This window comes from Methylobacter tundripaludum SV96 (assembly GCF_000190755.2).
In the GTDB taxonomy this organism is placed as follows: Bacteria; Pseudomonadota; Gammaproteobacteria; order Methylococcales; family Methylomonadaceae; genus Methylobacter_A; species Methylobacter_A tundripaludum.
Window position 1 is genome coordinate 2,756,306 of the sequence record NZ_JH109152.1, and the last position, 24,747, is coordinate 2,781,052.

Sequence of the window (24,747 nt, forward strand, 5' to 3'; positions counted from 1 at the left end):
ATGTTTGTAGGGCGGGCTGTGTTTTTAAGTCTTAAATTCACCACGAAGACACGAAGTTCACGAAGAAAAATAAGGTAAAACTTCGTGTCCTTCGTGGTGAATAATTAAGATTTATTTTGCAACGTACTTTTCAGACGATCAATCCTGCTTTGCAGTCGGTCAAAATCGGTACGCAATTCATCAACTTGGGCGTAATAAATATCCGCTTCGGGTGCTGCCGGTAAATCACGGGTTTCTTCCTGCAAAAATTCTTTAGCATTCAGCCTGAAGGTTTCAAGCGAATCTTTGCCCCAGCTTTGACCGGCACGAAAAAAGCCTGCCACCTTATGCGCGATTATATCGCCGGTGAACTGCGACAGTTTTTCTTCCAGATCGATGTCCAGCTTGGCGAACAGCTCCTGAAATTTGCGGCCGGTTTGCATGTCGCCTTCAATCTTTACCTCGCCGGAGAACACTGAGCGCATCGGTGTTGAGCTCAGCCCCATTAAACCCAGCGCCCAAATCGAGCCGGTCAGGCGGGTGTCGGCCTGGTCGGGAAACTGATCCAGGCATTGAATGGAATCGGTAGTCGGGCACAGGTAAATGGTTTCATCAAACGGCTGAACGGTAACGGCAATGACTTTACCGGCCAGCGGTGTTAAAAAATAGCCGCTGTCCTGATCCAACGCAAGATATTGATTGAGCGTGGCTTCCAGTACGCCAATCAGCAAGGGTTTGATGGACATGCTAGATTTTATAACCTCTATGAACGGCGACGATGCCTTGCGTCATGTTGAAGTATTCGCAGCGTTCGAGGCCTGCGTTTTCCATCATCTTTTTCAGCTCATCCTGTTTGGGATGCATGCGGATAGACTCGGCAAGATAGCGATAACTGTCTTCATCCTTTGCAACAATTTTGCCAATTTTGGGTAACAGTTTGAATGAATAAAAATCGTAGACCTTTTCGGTGATTTTATCGACCGGATGCGAAAATTCCAGCACGATAACGCGGCCGCCGGGTTTCAGGACGCGGTGCATGGAACGCAACGCGGCATCCTTGTCGGTGACGTTACGCAAGCCGAAAGCGATGCAGACGCAATCGAAAGTGTTGTCCTCAAAGGGCAGGCATTCGGCATTGACTTGCGCATAGCGGATATTGCCGACCAAGCCTCTGTCGATCAGTCGGTCGCGTCCGGTGCGCAGCATCTCGGAATTAATATCGGCCAGGACGATTTGGCCTTCCGGGCCGACGCGCTTTTCGAACAGTGTGGTCAAATCGCCGGTGCCGCCGGCCAGATCGAGCACTTGCTCGCCTTTGCGCACATTGCTGAGTTGCACGGCAACGCGTTTCCAGATGCGGTGGATGCCCAATGACATCAGGTCGTTCATGATGTCGTATTGTCCGGCAACGGAATCGAATACGCCGCGGACCAGATTGACTTTGTCTTCTGTGGCGACTTGTTTAAATCCGAAATGGGTGGTGTTAGTGGTCATTGTTGTACCTATATGTCATTAAATATCGTTCCCACGCTCCGGCGTGGGAACACATCCTGCAGTGCTGGAGTTAGTTTTGTAGCGGTTCTTTGCGGTTGTATCCGGCAGCTTCCAGGTTATGGAGATAATTAGCCCATAAAGCCTGATATTCGGCGCCCAGTTTATATAACAAATCCCAAGTATAAATGCCGCTGTCATGGCCGTCGCTGAATACCAGGGCGATTGCATAATTACCTACCGGCTTGATTTCTTTAATGGTGACGTCTTCCTTGCCGACCTGTAGAACTTCCTGTCCGGGCGCGTGACCTACCGCTTCCGCCGAAGGCGTGTAGACGCGCAAATATTCACTCGGCAGTTGAAACACGCTGCCGTCATCAAAGCTGATTTCAACAATATTGGAAACCTGATGCAGCTTGATTTCAGTCGGGTGGGTATTGGCAGGTTTGGCAGTTAGGCGCATGTAGGTTCGTAGCTCTAATGTTATGGAAAAAATCGATAAATTTCTTTTCTGTGCAAGAATCGAACAAGCACAATGGTATTTTCTTCTAATACAAAACCTAATCGATAAGCCCCAACTTGAATGCGATAAAAATTTTGATAACCTTTCAGTTTTTTGATGCCTGTTAAGTTCGAAAGATTAGAAGCTTGTTCCATTGTGCAAATAACGGTAGTAATTTTTTCCCTGAAATCTTTAGGTACGGTTTTTAAATCCTTAACAAAGCTGGCCTTTATCTCAATCCGCATATAAAACTTTATCAAGCTCTTCTCTAGAGGCGGATTCGCTTAAAAGCCCTTCTTCTATCGCCTTACCCAATGCAAAATCTTCATCGTTTTCTGTATCGGCAATTGAAATAATAATATCCTTATCTTTAAACATGAGTTTGACCGATTTCAAAAAATTGGCATCAAGATCATTGGTGTTTAACTTATATTTAACGTGCATAGTGATACCCCCTTTGTAATGCTCGGCTTTCATATAGTAAGCACAGCGTATCCTATACAATTCTGTGCTTACAACACATCTTCTTCCAACTGTTCCAAATAAATAAATTCGGGCGCTTTCACGCCGGCTTGTTTTCTTATTTCAACCAATTTTTCCGATTCAAAGAATGCTTTGGCGTTGGAAATGGATGACCATTTGGAAAAGTGGATGATTTTATTAGGATTGTTATCCAGTTTTAAAACCTGAAAGCTCAGTTCGCCTGCGCTTTTTCTAATTAGCGCAGCATCGTCAAATATTTTTTTCCACGCGGCATAGTCTTCGACTTCGTGAATTATTAATACGTATTCCATTTTTGTATCAAAAGCCTTAATTACAAAATATAACGACTCAAATCCTCGTCTTCAACAAACTCGGCTAAGTGATCATTAACATAAGCGGCATCGATAACAATGTTGTTGCCAATCAGCTCAGGGGCGTTATAAGAAATATCCTCCAGCAGCCGTTCCAGAACCGTATGCAACCTTCTGGCACCAATATTTTCGGTGGTTTCATTCACCTGCCAGCCGAACTCGGCAATACGCTTGATGCCATCTTCAGAAAACGACAGCGATACGCCCTCGGTACCCAGTAACGCGGTATATTGCTCGGTTAGCGAAGCATCCGGTTCGGTCAGGATGCGCACAAAATCATCGGCCGAAAGCGCATCCAGTTCAACGCGGATAGGGAAGCGGCCTTGCAGTTCGGGGATCAGATCCGACGGTTTGGTCAAATGGAACGCACCCGAGGCGATAAACAGAATATGGTCGGTTTTGATCGAGCCGTACTTGGTGCTGACCGTAGTGCCTTCAACCAACGGCAATAAATCACGCTGCACGCCTTCGCGGGAAACTTCGCCGCCGCCCAGCTCGGAACGTTTGCAGATTTTGTCGATTTCGTCCAGGAACACGATGCCGTTTTGTTCAACGGATTCTACCGCGCGCAAGCGGATATCATCTTCATTAACCAGTTTGGACGCTTCTTCATCCTGTAAGACTTTCAGGGCTTTGTTGATTTTCATTTTGCGGGAGCGGGTTTTGCCCGAACCTAGGTTCTGGAACATGCCTTGCAATTGGCTGGTCATCTCTTCCATGCCGGGAGGCGCCATAATTTCAACGCCCATCGGTGCAAGATGCATGTCAATTTCAATTTCCTTGTCGTCCAGATCACCCTCGCGTAATTTCTTGCGCATTTTTTGGCGGGTCGATTCTTCGGTGTCGGATAGCATGCCGCCATTGGCTCGGGGCAGCAAAATATCCAGAATCCGGTCTTCGGCGGCATCGAAAGCCTTGTTTTCAACCTTGTCCATTTCGATCGTGCGGGTCATTTTGACGGCGGTATCGACTAAATCGCGGACAATGGAGTCGACATCACGGCCGACGTAGCCGACTTCGGTAAATTTGGTGGCTTCAATTTTAATAAAAGGCGCATTGGCCAGACGTGCCAGACGACGGGCAATTTCAGTCTTACCGACGCCGGTCGGGCCGATCATTAAAATGTTTTTAGGGGTGATTTCTTCGCGCAGGGCAGGGTCGACCTGCTGGCGGCGCCAGCGGTCGCGTAGCGCAATGGCGACAGCGCGCTTGGCGTTGGCTTGGCCGACAATATGCTTGTCCAGCTCGCTTACGATTTCTTTGGGAGTCATTTGGGTCATTTGTCTACTCGTTAGGTTCGGCGTCGAGTTCTTCAATACGCAAATTGTGGTTGGTGTAAATACAAATATCGGCAGCTATATTTAAAGACCGTTCGACAATTTCACGGGCGCTAAGATTGGTGTTTTCCAGTAATGCACGCGCGGCAGCTTGGGCAAAAGCGCCGCCGGAGCCTATCGCCATCAAGTCGAATTCAGGCTCGATCACATCGCCGGTGCCGGAAATAATCAGCGATGTTCTCGCATCGGCAATAGTCAGCAATGCTTCCAGTTTGCGCAAGGCGCGGTCGGTGCGCCAGTCTTTAGCCATTTCCACAGCGGCACGGGTTAAATTGCCGCGATGTTTTTCGAGCTTGCCTTCAAAATGCTCAAATAGGGTGAACGCATCCGCCGTTGCTCCGGCAAAACCGGCGATGACTTTATCGTGATATAAACGGCGCACCTTGCGGGCATTGCCTTTCATGACCGTGTTGCCTAATGTGACCTGCCCATCGCCGCCGATCACAACTTTGTCGCCCCGGCGAACGGAAAGTATCGTTGTTCCTCTAAAACTCACTTTAAATATCCCAAAATTACCAAATACGTAAGTTTAATTTTACATGGTCTGAATTTAAATGTGCGAAAAAATGAGCGCAGTATCACATTAGTGTGCTGGATACGGTTTAGCAGAGGTTCAGAAAAATATGCTACGCTGAGTAAACCAGTCAGAAAAGGGGGAGCTCTAATGGACGCACTGAATCAAATATCAACAACCTTGGCCTTAACAATGGGCTTGGCGTGGGCCAGCGGCATTAATTTGTATGCGACGCTGTTCACGCTGGGTTACCTTGCCAATACCGGCAATATCGATCTGCCTCCGGATTTGCAAATAGTCGCCACCCCGATGGTCATGGGAGCCGCGGGGCTTATGTATTGTATCGAGTTTTTTGCCGATAAAATGCCGGGCGTAGACACTGGCTGGGACACGATACACACCTTTATCCGTATCCCGGCAGGGGCCATGCTCGCGGCCGGAGCGGTGGGCGATTTGAATCCTGCCGTTGAATTGGCCGCCGCCATCGTGGGCGGCGGATTGGCGGCAGGTTCGCATGCGACCAAAGCCGGAAGCCGGGTATTAATCAACACCTCGCCGGAACCGTTCAGTAACTGGATTGCCTCGATCAGTGAGGATGTCGTGGTGATAACCGGCGTCTGGGCATGCATCAATCATCCGGTACTGTTTTTAATAGCGCTGGCGGGTTTTATCGTGCTGATGATCTGGCTGCTGCCACGGATATGGGCGGGTGTGAAAAAAGTCTTTAGTTCTATTATTAACCTGTTCAGGAGCGAAAACACCCCGACCAGCCAAAATCCGTCCCAATAGAAAACATTATTTATTGACTGACGGCTCATAATCGAGTCTAATGGCGCTCTTTTGTAGTTCCGCCCAGGTAGCTCAGTCGGTAGAGCAGAGGACTGAAAATCCTCGTGTCGACGGTTCGATTCCGCCCCTGGGCACCACTGCAAAAAATCAGCAATACTTCAAAATGCCCAGGTAGCTCAGTCGGTAGAGCAGAGGACTGAAAATCCTCGTGTCGACGGTTCGATTCCGCCCCTGGGCACCATGAATAGCTTTAAAAAGGCCGACCATTGAGTCGGTTTTTTTATGCGCGAAGGTTTTTGGTTCCTTGTCAGGGTTATTTCCGGAGCTTTGCTAAACCCGGATTGGTAACAGAGACGTTTCGAGGCATCATCGAAAAGCAGGACGTCCTGACAGAGGCCGCAATCTTAAACGGTGGTCTTACTCTTAATTCAGTCAACAATGCTTCTCAGGTATCCCGTAAGGCTTGCACGCCATGGCTTTAAATGCCTAAACAGTCCTGGATCACACCTGGCAAGCCGGCTTAACCAGACGTTTCTATGCCTTTGTGTCCCTTGGTTTACGTGCTGCGGAAGGCACATATTTTCCAAAAAAGCGCGTCAACATCGCATTGTTATCAGTCAAGGCCGTGCTTCGTGGAGATAATAACCAAGCTCAACTGCGTTTTTTAGGTAAAATTGGTTCCATCCACTGTTACTTTAAAAACTCTAAAAACACCTGTGACGACTTTATTCCCCATTCCTGAAAACCATCCTCAACGTTTCGTTCTTCACAACGAAGTCCACGCCAGAGCGCCGTCTATCGGGAGTCTGCCGGTTAGAGCGAGCCATCTTGCGTTATTGCTGTCCAGCGATGAAAAAATGCAGGAACGTAAGCACTTGACTACGCTTTGCGAAAGATTCGGTGTCGCAAAGCCTGAAAAAGAAGCGGATCACTTTAGCGCTACCTTTAATTCCTTTCAAATACGATGGGAGCAGCACGGCGAGTTTAGTACTTACAGTTTTTATGTGCATGACACCCCTAAAGAGCCTTTTGCGGATTCGGCGCTAAAAAAAGTGCCGGTGGACTGGATGTCGCAGTTAACCGGGCAAGTCATTGTTGCGGCTCATACAACCATCGTCTGCGCTGCCGATATTAATTATGACGAAAATGCCGATTTAGCGGCCCTTTCGGTTCACTTTGCCGACAACCCGGTCATCGGTTCTAAGGTAACCGGCGGCGCAGCGTCGGTATTCACGGATTTTCGCATTCATGTTGATGGCTTTAGTCGTTTTTTGATTATTAACCATGACTTGAGAACGGAACAGGCCGGGCGCTTGTTGCAACGGCTGTTTGAAATTGAAGTGTATCGGGTTATGGCGTTGCTGGCTTTCCCTATCGCGCGCAAGCTGCGGCCTGCATTAAATAAGTCCGACCGGCAGCTGTACAGCATCACCAACGCAATGACGCTGCCCGATAATAATGACAGCGAATTATTGGATGAGCTAACCACGCTGGCCGCGGAAGTTGAAAATTACATATCCAGCAATCACTTCCGCTTTGCGGCAGCCAGCGCCTATTATCAATTGGTGCAACAACGCGTCAACGATTTACGCGAAGTTCGGATTCAAGGCATTCAGACCTTGGGCGAATTTATCAAACGACGACTGGAACCGGCGATCAACACCTGCGAATCGATCTCGCAACGCTTCACCCAGCTTTCCGAACGGGTCAGTAACGCAAGTCAATTACTGCGTACCCGTGTCGACATCATTATTGAGAAACAAAATCAGGGCTTGCTGACTTCCATGGCCTTACGCGCAAAGATGCAGCTGCGGATGCAACAAATGGTTGAAGGCATTTCGATGGTTGCCATTACTTATTATGCGACCAGTCTTATCGGCAAAATAGCCGAAGCGCTTCATTTGGTTGGCTGGAAGGTCAATCCGGAACTTATTGAGGGCATTTCCATTCCTTTTATTTTGATCATTATCGCTATCAGTAGTAAACGGATTCATAAGATCATAGCCAATACCACTGAATAACGAGATTCCTCAAGGGCGACTAAGCGTTAGGGTAAGCGCTAGGTTAAATCCGGAAGCCACAAGTTGCGCGACAGTGTGGTCATTGCTTGGCCGGGTTAGCGACTGAATCTTTAAAAGCCCCAGCGGGAGACTTCGAACAGGCTTTGTTCGGCTTTTTTCATGCGTCGTTTATATCTGTAAAAGGCTCGCAGTCCTACGGAATGTAAACGCTTCCTATGGTCTGAATGCTTTGGGGTTTTATAGCTTTGCATTCTAATGCTGTCGTAGAGCCTGAAGGCTTGCTGGGTCAATTCTGTTGGTGTCATGACGGCAATTCCTGTTTCGTAAATCTTTGAGTTGAACGCATATCGGTAACGGGTACACATTAAGTCAAATGACTGATCATTGGTATATCGCAAAATACCTAAACGCTGATAAATCATTCCGGTGCGATTAACTCTGCCGCATTCCATTACGGCAAGAAGAGGGATTGTTTAAATAGATTACTGCTCCTGATGTACTTGTCGGCAGTATGCGCTGCCAGTAGGGAGGTGGTCATCCGGATGCATACGCATTCGCACTTATTTATTTTTGTTGTAAAAAGTCTAGCATCCAATGAGTCGAAAAATGCCCAAGCGAACCCGACATTGAGGAGATTGGCGTGGGATAAATGAAACTAACCCAAAGGAATTGCCCCATGACTAACTTAATTTTAACAATAGCATTCCTGTTGCCTATGCCGACTCAAGTCAGTGAAGAGAGATGTCTGGCTAAAATCATTTTCGCGGAATCGAGAGGCGAGTCTATCGAGGGCGCTATTGCTGTAGGGCAGGCTACGGTTAACCGAGCCAAACGTACCGGCAAGGCAATATGTAAGCTAACGGGGGTTTCACGATTAACTCCGCCACGCAATCTGATGGCCCATTACACGGCGTTAGCTAAATCAGTTATGGGCGGTAAGGATTCTATAGTGCGAAACTCTGATAGCTGGAACACAGGCACCAAGCCAAGACGGGCCGGAGAGGTCGTTAGGCAGATTGGCGGGCATGTCTTTTATGTGATGTCAGGGCTGTAAAGATAGCCATGAGTACGCGTTGCTTTGCCGAGTTACGACGCTAATCCGAGCTATGTATATTCAGCGTCAAGTTTGACCATGAAAATGTTTATATCGTTGTTTTATGCATGGGTCGGCAAAACGAGGTGGATATTGGACGCCGTTCACGATCCCGGTTAGAAGCTGCAAAATGGTCTGTCAAAAATATCCCGAGCAACGGTTCAGGAATTTTTGGAAGAAATCGACCTCAAATAGTTCGCTGTTGTAATGAAGATATAAATTGCTATAAAAACGACTAATAACCACTGGGCGGCATCTCCATACATTATGCAGATGATCATCACCAGAGTTCCGATTATCCAGGTCCATTTAAGTTTATTTCCTTGCTTGGCAAAACGCTCCAATTCCAATTCATCTTCGCTAAGTACATTCACGTCGTCGTTTTTATTCATTTTGTCAGCACACGCAAGGTTAAAAGTTACATTTTACAATTTTTGAACGAAGGATGACCATCAATTCCGGGCGCGTAAACTGATTACCGGCATTGCGGATGCCCAAGGTAAGAGTCGATCATTAAAAATAATCGAACATGATGGCTGGGTTTAATCACCCATCTAGAATCAGTAGCTTGGGGTTTGTTTTTTCCGGATAGTAAGCGCCCCGATTAACATGATATTTTTGATGCTGCTTGAAAGCTACATGGTTTTCAACTGCAAGCTTATGTGGATGTACGGTATAATTATTTGATATACAACAACTCAGCACTTACATAAATGGCCCAATTTTTTGAAATACACCCGGAGAGTCCGCAGCTGCGCTTGATACATCGTGCCGTGGACATAATCCGTAAAGGTGGCGTCATCGTTTACCCGACGGATTCATCTTATGCGATTGCCTGCCAGATAGGCGATAAGCAGGCGCTGGATAAAATCCGTCGTATCAGACAGTTGGACGATAAACACAATTTTACTCTGGTTTGCAAAGATTTAACCCAGGTATCCATGTTCACCAAAATCAGCAATGATGCCTATCGGCTGATTAAGGCGTTAACGCCGGGAGCCTTTACTTTTATTTTGGAAGCGACGCGCGAAGTGCCTCGCCGCTTACAGCATCCCAAGAAAAAAACGGTAGGCATACGGGTTCCCGATCACCCTGTCGCTCAATTGCTGGTTCAGGAGCTGGGCGAACCCTTGTTTAGCTCTACCTTGATGTTGCCGGGGGAAGATGAGGCATTGACCGATCCTTACGAGATCAGGAACAAACTTGAGCATGAGTTGGACCTGATAATTGACGCCGGAATTATTGAGTTTGAGCAAACGACTATTATCGAGTTTTCCAGTAGCGGCGTTGAGATCATCAGGCAGGGCAAGGGCCTTGCTCCGATGCTGGTCGGGTGAGGATGCGGGCATGATGGACGAATTGACACTTTTACAACGCATAGTGGTTTGGATCTTGCCGGTGGTTTTTGCGATTACCGTGCATGAAGTAGCGCATGGCTGGGTGGCAAAAAAATACGGCGATAACACGGCTTCGGCATTGGGCCGGTTAACCTTAAACCCGATTAAGCATATTGATTTGCTCGGCACCATTATCATCCCCGGTTTGTTATTGCTCTCCTTTACCGGATTTATTTTTGGCTGGGCAAAACCGGTTCCTGTCGATGCGCGGAATTTTAAAAATCCACGGCGCGATATGGCGATAGTCGCTCTGGCCGGTCCTGTTGCCAATTTGTTGATGGCGGTCGGTTGGGCGTTAATTGCCCGGGTAGGGGTGACGATAGGCGCGCAAACCGAAGCTATCTCATTGCCGCTGATTTATACCGGGATTGCCGGCATTTCAATTAACCTGGTGTTGGCGTTGATTAATTTATTGCCTATTCCGCCGTTGGACGGTAGCCGCATTTTGACGGGCATTTTGCCGAGTTATTGGGCGTGGCAATATAACCGCCTGGAACGCTTCGGATTTATTATTTTATTGGTGCTGTTATACACGAATGTTCTGGGTTCGATTTTGGCTTATCCGATGTTTGTTGCGCAGAAAGTGTTTTTTTCAATTGCCGGATTGTAGATTGATTTTTACCCTGCTTTCCAGGTTCCAGTTCCTTTTGCCGCATTTCGAAGCTTGAGCATGAGCGAGAATAGGGATCAAAATACGGCTGATGCTTTAGAGCAGCCGCCAGCCTCGGTCATGCCGTCGTCGGCAACTGCTCCATGCGTTGCTCTACCTCCTGATCTGACCTCCATGGATGGAGGAAATGCCGCAAGACTGCCGGGAGCAGGTGCGGCCATGCAGTCGTTCGCGATGGTTAACGGCGCACCGTTTAACAAACTGCCGGACGATCTTTATATTCCGCCTGATGCGCTGGAAGTGCTGCTGGATACCTTTGAAGGGCCGCTGGACTTATTGCTGTATTTGATACGCAGGCAGAATCTCGATATTGTTAATATACCGATCGCGCAGATTACCCATCAATACATCGCCTATATTCAGATCATGGGCGAATTAAATCTGGAGCTGGCGGCGGAATATCTGGTGATGGCCGCGTTGTTGGCGGAAATCAAGTCGAGAATGCTGTTGCCCAGACAGCCCGATGCCGAAGAAGACGAGGAAGATCCGAGGGCAACATTGATTCGCAGGTTGCAGGAATATGAGCTGATTAAAAATGCGGCTGAAGAAATTGATCAATTGCCGAGAATTGAACGTGATATATTTGAAGTCGGCGTCGATGTTTCGACACTAAAAAATGTCGAACAAAATTTGCCGGACATCCAGCTAAAAGAAATGCTGTTGGCATTTCAGGATGTACTTAAAAGAGTTGAGCAGCTCAGCCATCATCAAATTACCAAAGAGCCCTTATCTGTCCGTGAACGCATGTCAACCATTCTGGAAAACCTTAAAGGAGCGGATAGTCTCCTTTTCTCGCAATTATTTATCCGAAAAGAAGGTCGACACGGAGTCGTTGTCTCGTTTCTGGCAATCCTCGAGCTCAGTAAAGAACGACTCATCGATATTATCCAGTCAGAACCCTTTGCCGAAATCCGCGTCAGAACCGCCGGCACCGCCGGTAGCTAAGCGTGTACCTAAGTCCAGGCCTTCATCGCCGCCCCTCGATAGCGCCTGTCCTGAGTGCAGTCGAAGGGATCAGGATAGGTCTTTTATAACTGAACAACGTGAAATTAATGTGGAAATTAAACGTGTAGTTGAAGCAATTTTATTTGCTGCAAATCGCCCCATGACCTGCAAGCAGGTGCAGCAGGTTTTTCCTGAGATTGAACAACCGGAAATACAGGAAATACAGGCGGCTTGCGAGGCGATCAAAGAGGATTACAGGTTCAGGCCGGTTGAATTAAAACAGGTGGCCAGCGGTTATCGTTTTCAGGTCAGGAAGGAGTTGTCGCGCTGGGTATCGCGGTTGTTTGAAGAAAAGCCGCCAAAATATTCCCGTGCATTATTGGAGACTCTGGCCATTATCGCCTATCGTCAACCGGCAACACGCGGAGATATCGAGGATATTCGCGGCGTCGGTGTCAGTTCAAGCATCATTCATACCCTGCTTGAGCGGGAGTGGATTCGAGTGGTGGCGCACAAAGAAGTGCCGGGCAGACCGGCCTTATACGGTACGACCAAACAATTTCTGGATTATTTTAATATTACGTCATTAAATGAGCTGCCGACATTGCAAGAGATTCAGGAGCTTGACTTGTCGTTAGATACTACGCAACAACCCATGCAGGTAAAGAGTGAAGAGCAAGAAACAACCGAACAGATCCCCCAAACAGCCGTCGAGCAGTTCAGCGAAACAGCCGAGCAGATCACCGAAACCATCGGGCAGGCCGCTAAAACCATCGCAAGGCTCAGTACAACAACCGAATAATCCTCCGAAGCAATCCCCCTCTTTGCAAAAGGGGCGGGGGGGGGCTGACGCTAATCAGTCAGTCGACGGAGAGCGTATCCAAAAAGTGTTGGCGCGCGGCGGCGTCGGTTCCAGGCGGGAAATTGAGCGCTGGATAGACGAAGGGCGGTTGAAGATTAACGGCAAGCCTGTTGGCTTGGGCGATCGATTGAAAGCAGGGGATCATCTGTTGATTAATGACCGGGTTGTTCATTGGGAAAAATTTGTCGAACAGCCTACCCGAGTGCTGCTTTATCATAAACCGGTCGGCGAGGTGGTGACCCGTCGCGACCCTGAAGGTCGGCCGGTGGTGTTTACGCAGCTGCCGAAATTGGCTATCAGTCGCTGGATAGCGGTTGGCCGCTTGGACATCAACACGTCAGGATTATTATTGGTTACCAATAATGGCGAACTGGCCAATCGATTAATGCATCCGTCAACGCAAGTGGAGCGTGAATACGCGGTGCGTATTTTGGGTGAGGTTTCAGATGCTACTCTGGCAAAACTCAAGCAGGGCGTGGAGCTTGAAGACGGCAAAGCCAAATTTGACGATATTATATTTTTCGGCGGCGAAGGCGCCAATAAATGGTACAACGTTATCGTTGCCGAGGGTCGCAACCGGCTGGTAAGGCGATTGTGGGAGTCGCAGGAGCTCATCGTCAGTCGCTTAATGCGGGTACGCTATGGGCCGGTGGTATTGCCGGAGCGTTTGAAAACTCATTCGTTTTATGAGTTGACCGATAAAGAGCTGGAATTGCTGTTTGAATTTGCAGGCATGGCAGGTGAAAAGCCAGTACACATAACCAAGCCCGAAGTTAAAGCGCATAAATCAGGAAAGCGATAACGGCGCGGGTCGGATTGCCCTAAAGGCGCGAGAGTTGGGTGTAATCCGATAGCTGCCGTTGATTTATTTAGCCAAGACGACTTGGTTTCTGCCTTTGTTTTTGGCGGCATACATGGCCTTATCCGCGCGGAGGATGAACGACTCGATCGTATCATTGGCACGTAAGGTACTGACGCCCAAACTTGCGGTGATCTTGATGGTTTCCATGCCGTAGGCTATTGTATGGTTTTCAATTGAAGTGCGAATGCGTTCTGCAAGCAGTCCTGCGCCGTTGGCATCCGTGTCGCTTAATAAAATTACGAATTCTTCTCCGCCATAACGGAAAATAATATCGCTATCTCTTAGGCTTTCTTTAATCCATTTTGCACCCAAAGCCAGCGTGATGTCGCCGCAGTCGTGGCCGTATGTATCATTGATGGTTTTGAAATGGTCGATGTCAAAGAAGATCAGCGATAAATTTTTGACATTGCGTGTGGCGAGGCTCATTTCCCGTTTAATAGTGTCATTAAACGAAGCCCTGTTATGGGTTTGAGTGAGTGGGTCCGTATAAGCCATTTTCAAGGCTTGATGAAATAAGGTCGCATTTTTCAACGGATAAATTAAACAGCAAAGTAGCGTTTCCAGTAACTGGAGGTCTCCATCGCTGAATCTATGATTACGCATCAGTTTTAATTCGCCCAGTTGTTGCTGTTCAACTTTAAGGGCGTAGTTGCAGGAGTGTCGTGTAAAAACCCCACTTTTTACTTCCAGAGCAAATTCCGTATTTGTATAAATAAAGGCGCTATGAGGAATCTTGTGTGCGATTTTGCTGCTGAAAATTGCGATCAGTTCATTAAATTCCAACGTCGTTTGTAAGGCGCTACTGATGTCGTAATTATCGAGGTTAACCGCTTTTGTTGCTTCAAAAGTGTTATTACTGATAATTGCTAGGTTTGCTGATTTATGGTTCATGGACGCTTCCTCGTAGATTGGAATTATTACGTTGCAATAACTAAAGCGAAGGATGTGCCATTTTTTAAAATATCAATAATAATCAATATATTGATGAATGTATTTTGATTTTCATTTGAGTGTCGTCATAAAGTTGACGCTGCAAAGTGGCAAGGGATTGCCGGTGGTGCGGCTTAAACGGTTGTTTTGCTGCCGTCATGCCTCATTCGATTGCCGGGCAATAATGGGTAATGGCGATTTGGATTTTGGTGTGAGAAGTTTGAGGATAAAGTAATGGCTGGTTTGAATTCTGTTTTTTACGCTCTGTAAGCGTAACCGACTAGATTGGCGGTCATAATAATGATAACGAAACAGCGCTTTTCATGTAAAATGCGGACAGATGTGTTGGAATTTGCTGATGAATCAAGGGGGTGTAGCAAAAACCGCTACATTTTTACGATTGTTTGATGGTGCCGAGGAGAGGACTTGAACCTCCACGGGGTTGCCCCCACCAGCACCTGAAGCTGGCGTGTCTACCAATTTCACCACCTCGGCAGAGGCTAGCTGTAAAAGCTAAAGTGAGCGCGCACTATACCTAGCCGCTTTGATTTTGTCAATTAAGCGTGGAGTTTTTACCTAAACTTAAATTATTTCGGGTTAAACGTAATGACGTTACCTGGAGCTAACGGAGAATAGTTTCTTTACATAAGACCCAAAAACTTTTCTCTTTCAATCCTAATCGATATACTAAGCCCATATATTTAAGATATGTTTATTGTATCCACTCTCCTTTATTTGATTATTTAAATGACATTGAAGTCTAAAAAAGACGTTGATTTTAATTCAACAAAAGATCCATATGCTCAGCGCGAAGCTGAGAAATATGAGAACCCTATTCCCAGCCGCGAATTAATTCTCCAATTGATCGAGCATGCTGGAAAACCTCTGCGTCGTGAAGAAATCGCCGAGGCGTTTTCTCTTGAAGCCGAAGACCAGTTGGAGGCATTGCGCCGCCGTTTACGGGCAATGGAAAGGGATGGGCAATTATTATTTAATCGGGGCAAAAAATATTGTCTGGTTAATAACGAAGATTTAATTGCCGGGCGCATTATCGGCCATGCGGACGGTTTCGGTTTTCTTAAGCCGGATGATGGGTCGGATGACCTGTTCTTATCGCCGCGGGAAATGAATCCGTTGCTGCACAATGACCGGGCGCTGGTGCGTATTGCCGGGGTTGATAAAAAAGGTCGCAGGGAAGGGGCGGTTGTTGAGATTCTACAGAGAAACACTCATCAGGTTGTAGGGCGGCTTTATAAGGAAGACGGCTTTACCTATGTGGTGCCGGATAACAAAAATATAGCGCAAACCGTTCTGGTTGAAAAAGGCGGTGTGGGCAAAGCAAAACAAGGGCAGATTGTTGTTGCGGAAATTGTCGAACAACCGACCAAGCTTCATCAGCCCATTGGCCGGATCATCGAGGTCATGGGCGAGCATATGGCTCCGGGAATGGAAATCGATATGGCGATCCGTTCCTATGAGTTGCCTAATCAATGGCCCGATGAGCTGCTGGAAGAGATCAAGCCGCTTAAAAAAGAAGTGCCGGAGTCGGCAAAACAGGACCGGGTCGATTTGCGGAAAATTCCATTAGTCACCATTGACGGCGAAGATGCCCGCGATTTTGACGATGCCGTTTATTGCCAGAAAACCCCCAAAGGCTGGAAACTGTTGGTTGCGATTGCCGATGTTTCGCATTATGTGCAGATTAACTCGGCGTTGGACAAAGAAGCTCAAAAACGCAGCACATCCGTATATTTCCCTGAGCAAGTCATACCGATGTTGCCGGAGATTTTGTCCAATGGCCTGTGTTCGCTTAATCCTCATGTAGATCGCTTGTGTATGGTGTGCGAGCTGTATATTAACGAGGAAGGGCAGGTTACCCGGTCACGGTTTTTTGATGCGGTGATGAGTTCTCACGCCAGACTGACCTACAATGAAGTCGCAAAAATGCTGGTCGATGGCGATAAGGCATTAGCCGAGAAATATAAAGCCTTGATGCCGCACTTACAGGAGTTATACGCGCTTTACAAGGTGATGCGGGTGAGTCGCGAACAACGCGGCGCGATGGATTTCGACACTCAGGAAACCCGGATTGTTTTCGGTGCAGAGCGTAAAATCGAAAAGATAGTGCCGGTAGTGCGTAACGATGCGCACAAATTGATTGAAGAGTTTATGATCACCGCGAACATGGCCGCGGCGCGTTTTTTAAATAGTAAAAAAATGCCCAAGCTGTTGCGGATACACGAAGGCCCAAGCGCCGATAAGCTACTTAACCTGAAAACCTTTATTGGCGAACTGGGCTTGAGCTTAGGCGGCGGTGCTAAACCAACGCCGTTGGATTATATGCATCTGATGGAGTCAATCAAAGACAGGCCCGATGCGCATTTGATCCAGACTGTCTTGTTGCGGTCGATGTCGCAAGCCGTCTACAGTCCCGAATTAAAAGGCCATTTCGGTCTGGCATTGGACGCTTACGCGCATTTTACCTCGCCTATCCGCCGTTATCCCGACTTGCTGGTGCATCGCGCGATCAGGCATTGTTTGCAGGGCAAGCCGGTGGAAAGCTTTTTCTACGGGGTTCCCGATATGGTCGTTTTGGGCGAACAATGCTCCGCCCATGAGCGGCGCGCCGACGACGCCACGCGCGATGTCGTGAGCTGGCTCAAATGCGAATACATGATGGACAAGGTCGGCGAGGAATTCCCCGGCATTATTTCAGCGGTCACTTCGTTCGGTTTTTTTGTTGAGCTGGCCGAAATCTATGTTGAAGGCTTGGTTCATATCAGTAATCTGGCGCAGGATTATTTTCATTTCGATGCAACCAGTCACCAGTTAAGAGGCGAGCGCACCGGCATTAATTACCGTCTGGGCGATAGCGTCAAGGTCAGGGTCGCCCGCGTCGACCTGGACGAAAAGAAGATCGATTTTGAGTTGGCGCAAAAACAAGCCGCGATGGATACCAAACCTAAAAAGAGACGCCGTAAAAAATGAAGTTAAGCAAAATATACGGCATACATTCGGTACAGTCGGCTTTAGATTATTCCCCTAAAAAAATCGGTAAAGCTTGGATTGATAGCCAAAGACAAGACAAACGCTTGACGCAGCTAATCGATGATTTATTGGATTTGGGCATAGAACCGGAAAAAGTTGACCGGAAAAAACTGGATCGTTTTGCGGAAGGCAACAATCATCAGGGCATCGTTATCGAAGTCGAAATGCCCGGCGAGTTATCGGAAAGCGACCTGAAGGACGCGGTATTAACGCTGTCGGGAACACCTTTATTCCTGGTTCTGGATAATGTTCAGGACCCGCATAATTTCGGCGCTTGTCTTAGAACCGCCGACGCTACCGGCGTGCATGGCGTGATCATCACCAAAGATAATGCCACGGGGATTACTCCGACGGTCTGTAAAGTGGCTAGCGGAGCCGCAGAAACGGTGCCGGTTTATCAGGTGACTAATTTGTCCAGAACCTTGCGCTGGCTGAAAGAACAGGGCATTTGGGTTATGGGCGCGGCAGGCGAAGCAACGCAGACTGCCTATCAAACCGATTTCACCGTGCCGTTGGCTTTGGTCGTGGGCGCCGAGGGTAAAGGCTTAAGACGGTTGACCAAGGAGCAATGCGATATATTGGTCAAGTTGCCGATGCGGGGTCAGGTAGAAAGCCTTAATCTGTCGGTTGCGACCGGCGTGTTGCTGTATGAAACGGTGCGGCAGCGGTTACTTGCCAGTTAAGTTATAAATATTTACCACGAAGGCACGAACGACTGCATGGAGGCAGGAGGTAGAGCAATGCAGGAGCAATTGCCGAGAACAAGAAGGTTTAAAGAGCGGAAAGCTGTAATGCCGCAACTGAAAATACTTAGAGGGCATCTCTCTGTCATTTCACAATGACCTAAGACTGAGACGATTAGAAATCATCCAATATCTTCGCGCTCTTCGTGCCTTCGTGGTAAATTATTTTAAATGATAGCGCAATCCTCAATTTAGTAATGCAAACACATTCAACACACTCTCTTGAAGGCACGGGCTTAAGCTGTATTCGCGATGACCGGGTGTTATTTGAAAAACTGGCTTTTGAATTGGTTTCAGGCCAGGTTCTATTACTGGAAGGCAAAAACGGCAGCGGCAAGACCTCGTTATTACGCATTTTATGCGGATTCCGTGAACCTGATACAGGTGAAATTAACTGGTGCGGCGACGCGGTAAAAGACAGCCGGTTTTATGCGCAGATGGCTTATGTCGGCCACTTGGACGGCATTAAAAAAGAACTGACGGTCTTGGAAAACTTAAAGATGTCTGTGGCTTTAAGCAGTGCCGGCCAATATTCCATTCATGAAGCTTTAGCCAAAGTGCATTTGGCGGGCTATGACGACATTCTCGTGCAGGCTTTATCCGCAGGCCAGAAAAGACGGTTATCCCTGGCAAGATTGCTGATTACCGAAAATGTGTTGTGGATTCTGGATGAGCCTTTCACCTCATTGGACAAGCAGGGCATTGCCCTTATCGAAACCTTAATGACCGAACATTGCGCTAACGGCGGAATGATTGTTCTTACCTCGCATCATGACATAGACCTGCCTGATGTCGATGTCCAGCGTATTAATTTATCCTGATGTCTTTATCCCGTGCATTTTTTGCCGTTATTCGGCGCGACCTGGTTTTGGCTCTGCGACGTCGTTCGGAAATAGCCAATCCGCTGCTGTTTTTTATCCTGGTGATAACCCTGTTCCCGTTGGGCATCGGTGCGCAGCCGCATTTATTGCAAGCCATTGCGCCGGGGATTATCTGGGTTTCCGCCTTGCTGGCGGCGATGCTGTCGCTGGACAGCTTGTTCCGTTCGGATTTTGACGACGGCTCGCTGGAGCAGATTCTATTAAGCCCTCATCCAACGTCGGTACTGGTGTTAGGTAAAATCATCGCGCATTGGCTGGTGACGGGTTTGCCGTTGTTGATTGTCGCGCCGTTGCTGGCAGTTTTTTTAGGCATGCCCAATCATGCTCTGGGCATCCTGTTGCTAACCTTGTTGCTGGGAACGCCGGTGTTAAGTCTGATAGGGGCCATCGGTGTGGCGCTAACCGTAGGGTTGCGTCGGGGCGGCATGATTTTGTCGCTGCTGGTTTTACCGTTGTATGTTCCGGTGTTGATTTTTGCCGGTAACGCCGTGCAAATGGCCGGAAGTGGACTGCCCGTCGATGCACAAATTAATATTTTGATTGCCATTTTATTGATGGCCTTGGTTTTAGCGCCTTTGCCGGTAGCTGCAGCATTAAAAATGAGTATTAATTGATAATATCTCGTAGAATAATCGAACATATTATCGACCAGGACTGAATGATGATGGCATCAGCTAAATATTTGTCTGTTTTTGCACCGGCTACCCAGCAACAAAGAAAAGAAAATTTCGACAAGTACTGGGAGTTTTCCCAACAGCATGGCGGGGAGCTGTTTGAAGACGATAAGGATTTGGCTAAAAAACGTGATCGATTGAAGCATTTTCAGGATAACCCGGTTAAATTGCGCCAGCCACTGGCGGATCCTGAGGCGTTTTATCGCAATTACGTTGATATGCAGGACGACCCCAAGTCACTGGATCGCATGACGCTGATGCTGACAGGCATATACAAGTTTGCCCGGCATGAATGGGTGGGCATTAAAGGCGCATGGGACGCCGTGCCCGATATGGCTCATTCGCATACCGTGGAAGATAAAATCAGTCGCGTGCATTTGGCCGAGGAATTTTGCCATGTGCGCTTGTTTGATGAAATGCTCCGCACTTGCGGTTTGGATAAAGTGGAGTGGGTTCCTTTAGGGCCGATCAAAGAAAAGATCTACGAGCAGTTCCCCAAATTGCCCGGCTTTTTAATGGACACTCCGGCTTTCGTCACCGAGTTGATGGGGGTGACGTTCTATTGTCATTTATATCATTTGTTTGATGAAGTACTGGCCGATGAACCGGAAGTACGCGACCGTTTAAAAGAATTGCTGGATGAAATTACCATTGATGAAGTGGCGCATGTCGGACAACGAAGAAATTTTGTCGGGCCGATAGGCATCAAAGTCTCAAAATGGCTGGTTAAACCTTTTTATACGATGTTCTTTAATGATATTCCTGAAGTCGGGCAATTGTTTGACGTTGAGCAGATGATTAAAGACGGCGTCGCATTTGATTTTAATGAATTACCTGAGTATATGATTGAACGCAGTTGGATTCCTTCATACTGCAAAGCTTAAAAAACAGACTGTCCTTGAACCTTTCGCTAGACTCCCTATGTTTTTAATTCCTGATCCCGTAGTTCGTTTTTTTCACCGCATGGCGTCCCCGCCGCATTTTTACGCGTTCACCGAACGATTAATGCCGTGGTTGGTGGTTATTTTCCTGCTGCTAACCGCCGCAGGTCTTTACGGCGGATTGTATCTTGCACCGGCGGATTACCAGCAGGGCGACAGCTATCGTATTATCTATATTCATGTACCCAGCGCCTGGATGTCGTTATTCATTTATATGGTCATGGCGGTTGCAGGGGCAATAGGCCTGGTCTGGCGCATCAAACTGGCGGAGATTGTGGCGATCAGCAGCGCGCCGGTCGGGGCCAGCTTCACCTTTATCGCGCTGGTGACCGGTTCCTTGTGGGGCAAGCCGATGTGGGGAACCTGGTGGGTCTGGGATGCGCGGTTAACGTCCGAATTGATATTGCTGTTTTTGTATCTCGGGGTCATCGGGCTTTACGGTGCAATAGACGACAAGCGTACCGCGTCCAGAGCCGTGGCTATTTTGGCGCTGGTCGGCGTGGTCAATATCCCGATTATTCATTATTCCGTCGAGTGGTGGAATACGTTGCATCAAGGCCCTACGGTAACAAAAATGGATAAGCCGTCCATTCATGTCAGCATGCTGATACCGTTGTTGCTGATGGCGGTAGCGTTCAAATTTTATTACCTGATCGCGATGTTGCAGCGGGCGCGTACCGAATTGTTGCTGCGTGAACGCAATGCGCAGTGGGTTAAGAACATGATCTCGGAGTCAAAATAATGACGATGCAGGAATTTTTCGCAATGGGCGGTTACGCCTTTTATGTCTGGACCTCTTACGGCCTGACCTTAATCGTGCTGCTTGCCAATATTATTATTCCGGTGGCGCAACGCAGACAGTTCTTACGTTCCTTGGCGCTCAAGCAAAAACGGCAGTAAATCATGAAACCAGCCAGAAAACAGCGTTTAATGCTTATCGGCCTGATGGTCATCGGAGCGGGGCTTGCCACCGGCTTCGCGCTTAAGTCCTTTAATGAAAATTTGATGTACTTTTTTTCCACCACCGATGTCGTGGAAGGCAAGGCCCCAAAAGACACCTTGTTTCGTTTGGGGGGCATGGTCATTAAAGGCTCTGTGGAAAGGCCGAATGACGGATTGATGGTGCGCTTTAAATTGACCGATTTCAGCAAGGATGTGACCGTCGAGTACACGGGCATCCTGCCGGACTTGTTCAGGGAAGGACAGGGCATTGTTGCTCACGGCAAGTTAAATGCACAGGGCGTTTTTATCGCCGAAGAAGTGCTGGCCAAGCATGATGAAAATTACATGCCACCGGAAGTAAAAGACAGTTTAAAAAACAAATCAGCGCCAGTTACAGGCCAAAAATCATGATTGCAGAGTTGGGACATTTTTCACTGATTCTGGCCTTATGCATGGCTGTTATTTTGGGGATATTGCCGATCATCGGCGCTTCCCGATCCATATCCGGCTGGATCGCCGTAGCAAGGCCTGCCGCATTTGGGCAACTGTTGTTCATGGTCGTTTCCTACGGCTGTCTGACTTATGGGTTCTTGACCCATGATTTTTCGGTCAAATACATTGCGACTAATTCCAATACCGCATTACCGGTTTTGTATCTGGTTTCCGGTGTCTGGGGCGCGCATGAAGGCTCGTTATTACTTTGGGCGTTGGTTTTATCCGGCTGGACGGGCTTGGTTGCGATGTTCAGTCGCGCCATTCCTGACGCCACCGTTGCCCGCGTTTTAGGGGTGATGGGGCTGGTCTCTATCGGTTTTATCCTGTTTTTATTGCTGACGTCCAATCCGTTTGAACGGCTGTTTCCTGCGCCTTTGGAAGGACGAGACTTAAATCCCTTGTTGCAGGATCCGGGCTTGGCGATACATCCGCCGATGCTTTATATGGGTTATGTCGGTTTTTCGGTGGCTTTTGCTTTTGCCATTGCCGCCTTGCTTGAAGGTCGGCTGGATGCGGCCTGGGCGCGCTGGTCAAGACCTTGGACCAACATCGCGTGGATGTTTTTAACTATCGGCATCGCCTTGGGCAGCTGGTGGGCTTATTACGAGCTGGGCTGGGGCGGCTGGTGGTTTTGGGATCCTGTCGAAAACGCCTCATTCATGCCTTGGTTGGTCGGCACGGCGTTGATCCATTCGTTAGCGGCCACTGAGAAACGCGGCGCGTTTAAAACATGGACGGTATTGCTGGCGATTTTTGCGTTTTCCTTAAGCTTGCTGGGTACATTTCTGGTCCGGTCCGGCGTATTAACCTCAGTACATGCGTTTGCCAGCGATCCGGCAAGAGGCCTGTTTATCCTGATATTTCTGGCTGTCGTGGTAGGTGGGTCATTATTGCTGTATGCGATAAGAGCGCCCTACGTCAAGAGCAGCGCGACCTTCGAATTGGTTTCAAAAGAATCGGCGATATTGCTGAACAATGTACTGCTCGTGGTGACCGCTTCCAGTATTTTGTTGGGCACCTTGTATCCGTTGGTGATTGACGCGTTGGGCTTGGGCAAGATTTCGGTCGGCCCTCCGTACTTTAATGCCGTATTCATTCCGTTAATGGCGCCGCTGGCGATTGCCGTGGGCTTGGGCATGTTGTTGCGCTGGAAAAGAGACAATATCAACGTGATTGCCTTGCGGGTGCGCTGGATCGTTTTGGCCTGTGTTGCCGGCGGATTGCTGATTCCGTTGGGCATGCCATTTTATTCCTGGGGCGCGGTATTGGGCTTAACGTTGGCGTTATGGACGGTTGCCATTACCGTGATGTCTTTTGTTGATCGCATGGGGCCGCAGGGATTCTCATGGCAACGGCTGCAAACCGTACCGGCCGGCTTTTATGGCATGACCGTGGCGCATCTGGGCATTGCCGTATTTGTGATAGGCATTACCCTGACGTCCGTTTACAGTGTCGAAAAAGATGTCCGTATGGCGCCTGACGATACGCTGGATATGTCCGGCTATATCTTTGAATTTCATGGTGTAAAACAGACCAAGGGACCTAACTATATTGCCGAGCAGGCTTTTGTAACAGTCAGTTACGAAGGCAGGCAGGTCGCCAAACTGGAGCCGCAAAAACGGGTTTACCAAGTGCAAAAAATGCCGATGACCGAAGCGGCTATCGATGCCGGATTGTTTCGAGATTTATTCGTTGCGATAGGCGAACCGCTGGGCGACAAGGGCGCATGGAGCATGAGGATTTATTACAAGTCATTTATCCGGTGGATTTGGCTGGGCGCACTGTTTATGGCGGCGGGCGGATTGATCGCGGCATGTGATAGGCGGTATAAAGTTGCCAAAATACCAACGGACGAATAATGAACATCAATGAAAACAAGCGATTTGCTTTATTGATAGATGCCGATAACGCTCAAGCGAAAGCAATAGATGCGATCTTAACCGAAGCGGCTCGATATGGGGATGTAACTTCACGGCGTTGTTATGGTGACTGGACTCATACTCGACTCGGTAGCTGGAAAAGTGTCCTTAATAAACATGCAATTCAGCCTATGCAGCAGTTTGCGTATACCTCAGGTAAAAATGCCACTGATTCTGCATTAATCATTGATGCTATGGATTTGCTTTATACCGGTAAATTTAATGGTTTTTTTCTGGTTTCCAGTGACAGCGACTTCACTAAATTGGCTACTCGTCTCAGAGAAGCAGGACTTGAGGTTATTGGAATTGGTAAGCGGTTAACGCCCGAAGCTTTTCGTGCTGCGTGTAATAAGTTTATTTTTACCGAAACCATTATGGATGATGAGAACTCTGCAGATGAAATCAAGAAAAATACAAAGTCTGTAGCAACAAGTGCTATTGATTCACAAAATAGTAAAAACACTACTTCGCGTGCATCTCCAAATGACAAAAACGAGAAATCAGTCAAAATTGTAGACCCATCAAAAGATAAGAACTTAAAAAAGCTGATTAAAGAGGCTATTGAGTCAGCATCTGAAGAAGATGGGTGGGCGAATTTAGGTGGGGTAGGCTCTTATATTCCGCGTGTGGATAGTTCATTCGATTCTAGAAATTATGGTTTTGACAAACTTGGAAAGTTAATCAGATCGCTTGATTATGTAGAAGTACAACAAAAAACTGTTGAGAGCGGATCGAATACTTATATTCGATTTAAAGATTCTAATGATTGAAACTGAAATGAAGCCATATCACTTTATGATATTTTAACGTTGCTGGATAAAACTCCCGATAGTGAATCGTTATTAGAAGAAAAATATA

Annotated in this window: 29 protein-coding genes and 3 tRNA genes; 20 read left to right on the plus strand and 12 right to left on the minus strand. The window is 47.8% G+C overall.

The window, feature by feature from the left end; genetic code table 11:
• Positions 1-104 precede the first annotated feature (104 nt).
• From METTU_RS12300 to hslV, 8 genes are all read right to left on the minus strand, one after another.
• Positions 105-725 carry a ubiquinone biosynthesis accessory factor UbiJ gene (locus METTU_RS12300; protein WP_006891963.1) on the minus strand — a complete coding sequence of 207 codons (621 nt, stop codon included), beginning with the start codon at positions 723-725 and terminating at the stop codon, positions 105-107.
• Position 726: 1 nt separating this feature from the next.
• Positions 727-1,473: a bifunctional demethylmenaquinone methyltransferase/2-methoxy-6-polyprenyl-1,4-benzoquinol methylase UbiE gene (ubiE, locus tag METTU_RS12305; RefSeq protein ID WP_006891965.1), complete on the minus strand. Its 747-nt coding sequence runs from the start codon at positions 1,471-1,473 to the stop codon at positions 727-729.
• 70 nt (positions 1,474-1,543) lie between these two features.
• A complete protein-coding gene (locus METTU_RS12310) occupies positions 1,544-1,933 on the minus strand; it encodes a gamma-butyrobetaine hydroxylase family protein (RefSeq protein ID WP_006891967.1) in 390 nt (129 codons plus the stop codon).
• 20 nt (positions 1,934-1,953) lie between these two features.
• Positions 1,954-2,217, minus strand: a complete 264-nt coding sequence (locus tag METTU_RS12315; protein ID WP_006891969.1) for a type II toxin-antitoxin system RelE family toxin — start codon at positions 2,215-2,217, stop codon at positions 1,954-1,956.
• Complete coding sequence (locus tag METTU_RS12320; protein ID WP_006891976.1) at positions 2,207-2,449, minus strand: hypothetical protein; 243 nt, start codon at positions 2,447-2,449, stop codon at positions 2,207-2,209. Before METTU_RS12320 ends, METTU_RS12315 begins: the two co-directional genes overlap by 11 nt.
• 35 nt (positions 2,450-2,484) lie before the next feature.
• Positions 2,485-2,766, minus strand: coding sequence for a hypothetical protein (locus tag METTU_RS12325; protein WP_006891979.1), 282 nt, complete (start codon positions 2,764-2,766; stop codon positions 2,485-2,487).
• 20 nt (positions 2,767-2,786) lie between these two features.
• Positions 2,787-4,106 carry an ATP-dependent protease ATPase subunit HslU gene (gene hslU / locus METTU_RS12330; protein ID WP_006891983.1) on the minus strand — a complete coding sequence of 440 codons (1,320 nt, stop codon included), beginning with the start codon at positions 4,104-4,106 and terminating at the stop codon, positions 2,787-2,789.
• 4 nt (positions 4,107-4,110) lie between these two features.
• On the minus strand, positions 4,111-4,659 hold the full coding sequence (hslV, locus tag METTU_RS12335) for an ATP-dependent protease subunit HslV (RefSeq protein WP_006891984.1): 549 nt from the start codon (positions 4,657-4,659) through the stop codon (positions 4,111-4,113).
• Between the two features lie 168 nt (positions 4,660-4,827).
• Between hslV and METTU_RS12340 the strand changes: the two genes are divergently transcribed.
• The 4 genes from METTU_RS12340 to METTU_RS12355 all read left to right on the plus strand — a co-directional run bounded on the left by METTU_RS12340 (position 4,828) and on the right by METTU_RS12355 (position 7,487).
• A complete protein-coding gene (locus METTU_RS12340) occupies positions 4,828-5,466 on the plus strand; it encodes a DUF4126 domain-containing protein (RefSeq protein ID WP_006891985.1) in 639 nt (212 codons plus the stop codon).
• Positions 5,467-5,527: 61 nt separating this feature from the next.
• Positions 5,528-5,603 (plus strand) — tRNA-Phe (locus METTU_RS12345).
• Positions 5,604-5,631: 28 nt separating this feature from the next.
• Positions 5,632-5,707 (plus strand) — tRNA-Phe (locus METTU_RS12350).
• A 475-nt stretch (positions 5,708-6,182) separates the two neighbouring features.
• Positions 6,183-7,487 (plus strand): DUF3422 family protein, encoded by a 1,305-nt coding sequence (locus METTU_RS12355; protein WP_006891986.1) that lies wholly within the window; start codon positions 6,183-6,185, stop codon positions 7,485-7,487.
• Between the two features lie 110 nt (positions 7,488-7,597).
• Here METTU_RS12355 and METTU_RS23235 read toward each other — a convergent pair whose 3' ends face one another.
• Positions 7,598-7,792, minus strand: a complete 195-nt coding sequence (locus tag METTU_RS23235; RefSeq protein ID WP_150107781.1) for a hypothetical protein — start codon at positions 7,790-7,792, stop codon at positions 7,598-7,600.
• A gap of 371 nt (positions 7,793-8,163) precedes the next feature.
• Here METTU_RS23235 and METTU_RS12365 point away from each other — a divergent pair, with 371 nt between their 5' ends.
• The gene (locus METTU_RS12365; protein ID WP_006891988.1) at positions 8,164-8,541 is read left to right on the plus strand and encodes a hypothetical protein; all 378 of its coding nucleotides are present in this window, start codon (positions 8,164-8,166) and stop codon (positions 8,539-8,541) included.
• A 200-nt stretch (positions 8,542-8,741) separates the two neighbouring features.
• Here METTU_RS12365 and METTU_RS12370 read toward each other — a convergent pair whose 3' ends face one another.
• Complete coding sequence (locus METTU_RS12370) at positions 8,742-8,972, minus strand: hypothetical protein (RefSeq protein WP_006891989.1); 231 nt, start codon at positions 8,970-8,972, stop codon at positions 8,742-8,744.
• A gap of 321 nt (positions 8,973-9,293) precedes the next feature.
• Here METTU_RS12370 and METTU_RS12375 point away from each other — a divergent pair, with 321 nt between their 5' ends.
• The 5 genes from METTU_RS12375 to rluB all read left to right on the plus strand — a co-directional run bounded on the left by METTU_RS12375 (position 9,294) and on the right by rluB (position 13,256).
• A complete protein-coding gene (locus METTU_RS12375; protein WP_006891991.1) occupies positions 9,294-9,917 on the plus strand; it encodes an L-threonylcarbamoyladenylate synthase in 624 nt (207 codons plus the stop codon).
• Between the two features lie 10 nt (positions 9,918-9,927).
• A complete protein-coding gene (locus tag METTU_RS12380) occupies positions 9,928-10,587 on the plus strand; it encodes a site-2 protease family protein (protein ID WP_006891993.1) in 660 nt (219 codons plus the stop codon).
• A 174-nt stretch (positions 10,588-10,761) separates the two neighbouring features.
• Positions 10,762-11,592: a segregation and condensation protein A gene (locus METTU_RS12385; protein ID WP_006891994.1), complete on the plus strand. Its 831-nt coding sequence runs from the start codon at positions 10,762-10,764 to the stop codon at positions 11,590-11,592.
• 109 nt (positions 11,593-11,701) lie between these two features.
• A complete protein-coding gene (gene scpB, locus METTU_RS12390; protein ID WP_040579769.1) occupies positions 11,702-12,394 on the plus strand; it encodes an SMC-Scp complex subunit ScpB in 693 nt (230 codons plus the stop codon).
• A gap of 22 nt (positions 12,395-12,416) precedes the next feature.
• The gene (gene rluB, locus METTU_RS12395; protein WP_006891996.1) at positions 12,417-13,256 is read left to right on the plus strand and encodes a 23S rRNA pseudouridine(2605) synthase RluB; all 840 of its coding nucleotides are present in this window, start codon (positions 12,417-12,419) and stop codon (positions 13,254-13,256) included.
• 63 nt (positions 13,257-13,319) lie between these two features.
• Here rluB and METTU_RS12400 read toward each other — a convergent pair whose 3' ends face one another.
• A complete protein-coding gene (locus METTU_RS12400; RefSeq protein ID WP_006891997.1) occupies positions 13,320-14,207 on the minus strand; it encodes a GGDEF domain-containing protein in 888 nt (295 codons plus the stop codon).
• Positions 14,208-14,654: 447 nt separating this feature from the next.
• Positions 14,655-14,741: transfer RNA gene (locus METTU_RS12405), tRNA-Leu, on the minus strand.
• A 252-nt stretch (positions 14,742-14,993) separates the two neighbouring features.
• Between METTU_RS12405 and rnr the strand changes: the two genes are divergently transcribed.
• From rnr to METTU_RS12455, 10 genes are all read left to right on the plus strand, one after another.
• Complete coding sequence (gene rnr / locus METTU_RS12410) at positions 14,994-17,234, plus strand: ribonuclease R (RefSeq protein WP_006891998.1); 2,241 nt, start codon at positions 14,994-14,996, stop codon at positions 17,232-17,234.
• Entirely contained in the window at positions 17,231-17,977 is a 747-nt protein-coding gene (rlmB, locus tag METTU_RS12415; RefSeq protein WP_006892000.1) for a 23S rRNA (guanosine(2251)-2'-O)-methyltransferase RlmB, read from the plus strand. Before rnr ends, rlmB begins: the two co-directional genes overlap by 4 nt.
• Positions 17,978-18,234: 257 nt before the next feature.
• Positions 18,235-18,858, plus strand: a complete 624-nt coding sequence (gene ccmA / locus METTU_RS12420) for a cytochrome c biogenesis heme-transporting ATPase CcmA (protein WP_006892002.1) — start codon at positions 18,235-18,237, stop codon at positions 18,856-18,858.
• Entirely contained in the window at positions 18,858-19,532 is a 675-nt protein-coding gene (ccmB, locus tag METTU_RS12425; RefSeq protein WP_006892003.1) for a heme exporter protein CcmB, read from the plus strand. The genes ccmA and ccmB overlap by 1 nt, the downstream gene beginning before the upstream one ends.
• 50 nt (positions 19,533-19,582) lie before the next feature.
• A complete protein-coding gene (locus tag METTU_RS12430; protein WP_040580555.1) occupies positions 19,583-20,476 on the plus strand; it encodes a hypothetical protein in 894 nt (297 codons plus the stop codon).
• Between the two features lie 37 nt (positions 20,477-20,513).
• Positions 20,514-21,275 carry a heme ABC transporter permease gene (locus METTU_RS12435; protein ID WP_006892005.1) on the plus strand — a complete coding sequence of 254 codons (762 nt, stop codon included), beginning with the start codon at positions 20,514-20,516 and terminating at the stop codon, positions 21,273-21,275.
• Positions 21,275-21,433 carry a heme exporter protein CcmD gene (gene ccmD / locus METTU_RS12440; RefSeq protein WP_006892006.1) on the plus strand — a complete coding sequence of 53 codons (159 nt, stop codon included), beginning with the start codon at positions 21,275-21,277 and terminating at the stop codon, positions 21,431-21,433. Before METTU_RS12435 ends, ccmD begins: the two co-directional genes overlap by 1 nt.
• Before the next feature lie 3 nt (positions 21,434-21,436).
• On the plus strand, positions 21,437-21,886 hold the full coding sequence (ccmE, locus tag METTU_RS12445; RefSeq protein ID WP_006892007.1) for a cytochrome c maturation protein CcmE: 450 nt from the start codon (positions 21,437-21,439) through the stop codon (positions 21,884-21,886).
• Entirely contained in the window at positions 21,883-23,829 is a 1,947-nt protein-coding gene (locus METTU_RS12450; protein ID WP_006892009.1) for a heme lyase CcmF/NrfE family subunit, read from the plus strand. The genes ccmE and METTU_RS12450 overlap by 4 nt, the downstream gene beginning before the upstream one ends.
• Complete coding sequence (locus METTU_RS12455; RefSeq protein WP_006892011.1) at positions 23,829-24,659, plus strand: NYN domain-containing protein; 831 nt, start codon at positions 23,829-23,831, stop codon at positions 24,657-24,659. Before METTU_RS12450 ends, METTU_RS12455 begins: the two co-directional genes overlap by 1 nt.
• Positions 24,660-24,747: the final 88 nt, after the last annotated feature.

Bases quoted from the DNA above. Each gene is read 5' to 3' on its own strand.
- METTU_RS12365 (WP_006891988.1), top strand. From the start codon at position 8,164: ATGACTAACTTAATTTTAACAATAGCATTCCTGTTGCCTATGCCGACT.
- ubiE (WP_006891965.1), bottom strand. From the start codon at position 1,473: ATGACCACTAACACCACCCATTTCGGATTTAAACAAGTCGCCACAGAA.
- METTU_RS12325 (WP_006891979.1), bottom strand. From the start codon at position 2,766: ATGGAATACGTATTAATAATTCACGAAGTCGAAGACTATGCCGCGTGG.
- METTU_RS12435 (WP_006892005.1), top strand. From the start codon at position 20,514: ATGTTTTTAATTCCTGATCCCGTAGTTCGTTTTTTTCACCGCATGGCG.
- METTU_RS12310 (WP_006891967.1), bottom strand. From the start codon at position 1,933: ATGCGCCTAACTGCCAAACCTGCCAATACCCACCCGACTGAAATCAAG.
- METTU_RS12300 (WP_006891963.1), bottom strand. From the start codon at position 725: ATGTCCATCAAACCCTTGCTGATTGGCGTACTGGAAGCCACGCTCAAT.
- METTU_RS12340 (WP_006891985.1), top strand. From the start codon at position 4,828: ATGGACGCACTGAATCAAATATCAACAACCTTGGCCTTAACAATGGGC.
- METTU_RS12315 (WP_006891969.1), bottom strand. From the start codon at position 2,217: ATGCGGATTGAGATAAAGGCCAGCTTTGTTAAGGATTTAAAAACCGTA.
- rnr (WP_006891998.1), top strand. From the start codon at position 14,994: ATGACATTGAAGTCTAAAAAAGACGTTGATTTTAATTCAACAAAAGAT.
- ccmB (WP_006892003.1), top strand. From the start codon at position 18,858: ATGTCTTTATCCCGTGCATTTTTTGCCGTTATTCGGCGCGACCTGGTT.
- ccmA (WP_006892002.1), top strand. From the start codon at position 18,235: ATGCAAACACATTCAACACACTCTCTTGAAGGCACGGGCTTAAGCTGT.
- hslU (WP_006891983.1), bottom strand. From the start codon at position 4,106: ATGACCCAAATGACTCCCAAAGAAATCGTAAGCGAGCTGGACAAGCAT.
- METTU_RS23235 (WP_150107781.1), bottom strand. From the start codon at position 7,792: ATGACACCAACAGAATTGACCCAGCAAGCCTTCAGGCTCTACGACAGC.
- METTU_RS12370 (WP_006891989.1), bottom strand. From the start codon at position 8,972: ATGAATAAAAACGACGACGTGAATGTACTTAGCGAAGATGAATTGGAA.
- METTU_RS12320 (WP_006891976.1), bottom strand. From the start codon at position 2,449: ATGAAAGCCGAGCATTACAAAGGGGGTATCACTATGCACGTTAAATAT.
- METTU_RS12400 (WP_006891997.1), bottom strand. From the start codon at position 14,207: ATGAACCATAAATCAGCAAACCTAGCAATTATCAGTAATAACACTTTT.
- METTU_RS12450 (WP_006892009.1), top strand. From the start codon at position 21,883: ATGATTGCAGAGTTGGGACATTTTTCACTGATTCTGGCCTTATGCATG.
- METTU_RS12375 (WP_006891991.1), top strand. From the start codon at position 9,294: ATGGCCCAATTTTTTGAAATACACCCGGAGAGTCCGCAGCTGCGCTTG.
- rlmB (WP_006892000.1), top strand. From the start codon at position 17,231: ATGAAGTTAAGCAAAATATACGGCATACATTCGGTACAGTCGGCTTTA.
- METTU_RS12455 (WP_006892011.1), top strand. From the start codon at position 23,829: ATGAACATCAATGAAAACAAGCGATTTGCTTTATTGATAGATGCCGAT.
- ccmE (WP_006892007.1), top strand. From the start codon at position 21,437: ATGAAACCAGCCAGAAAACAGCGTTTAATGCTTATCGGCCTGATGGTC.
- ccmD (WP_006892006.1), top strand. From the start codon at position 21,275: ATGACGATGCAGGAATTTTTCGCAATGGGCGGTTACGCCTTTTATGTC.
- METTU_RS12385 (WP_006891994.1), top strand. From the start codon at position 10,762: ATGGATGGAGGAAATGCCGCAAGACTGCCGGGAGCAGGTGCGGCCATG.
- METTU_RS12430 (WP_040580555.1), top strand. From the start codon at position 19,583: ATGGCATCAGCTAAATATTTGTCTGTTTTTGCACCGGCTACCCAGCAA.
- METTU_RS12380 (WP_006891993.1), top strand. From the start codon at position 9,928: ATGATGGACGAATTGACACTTTTACAACGCATAGTGGTTTGGATCTTG.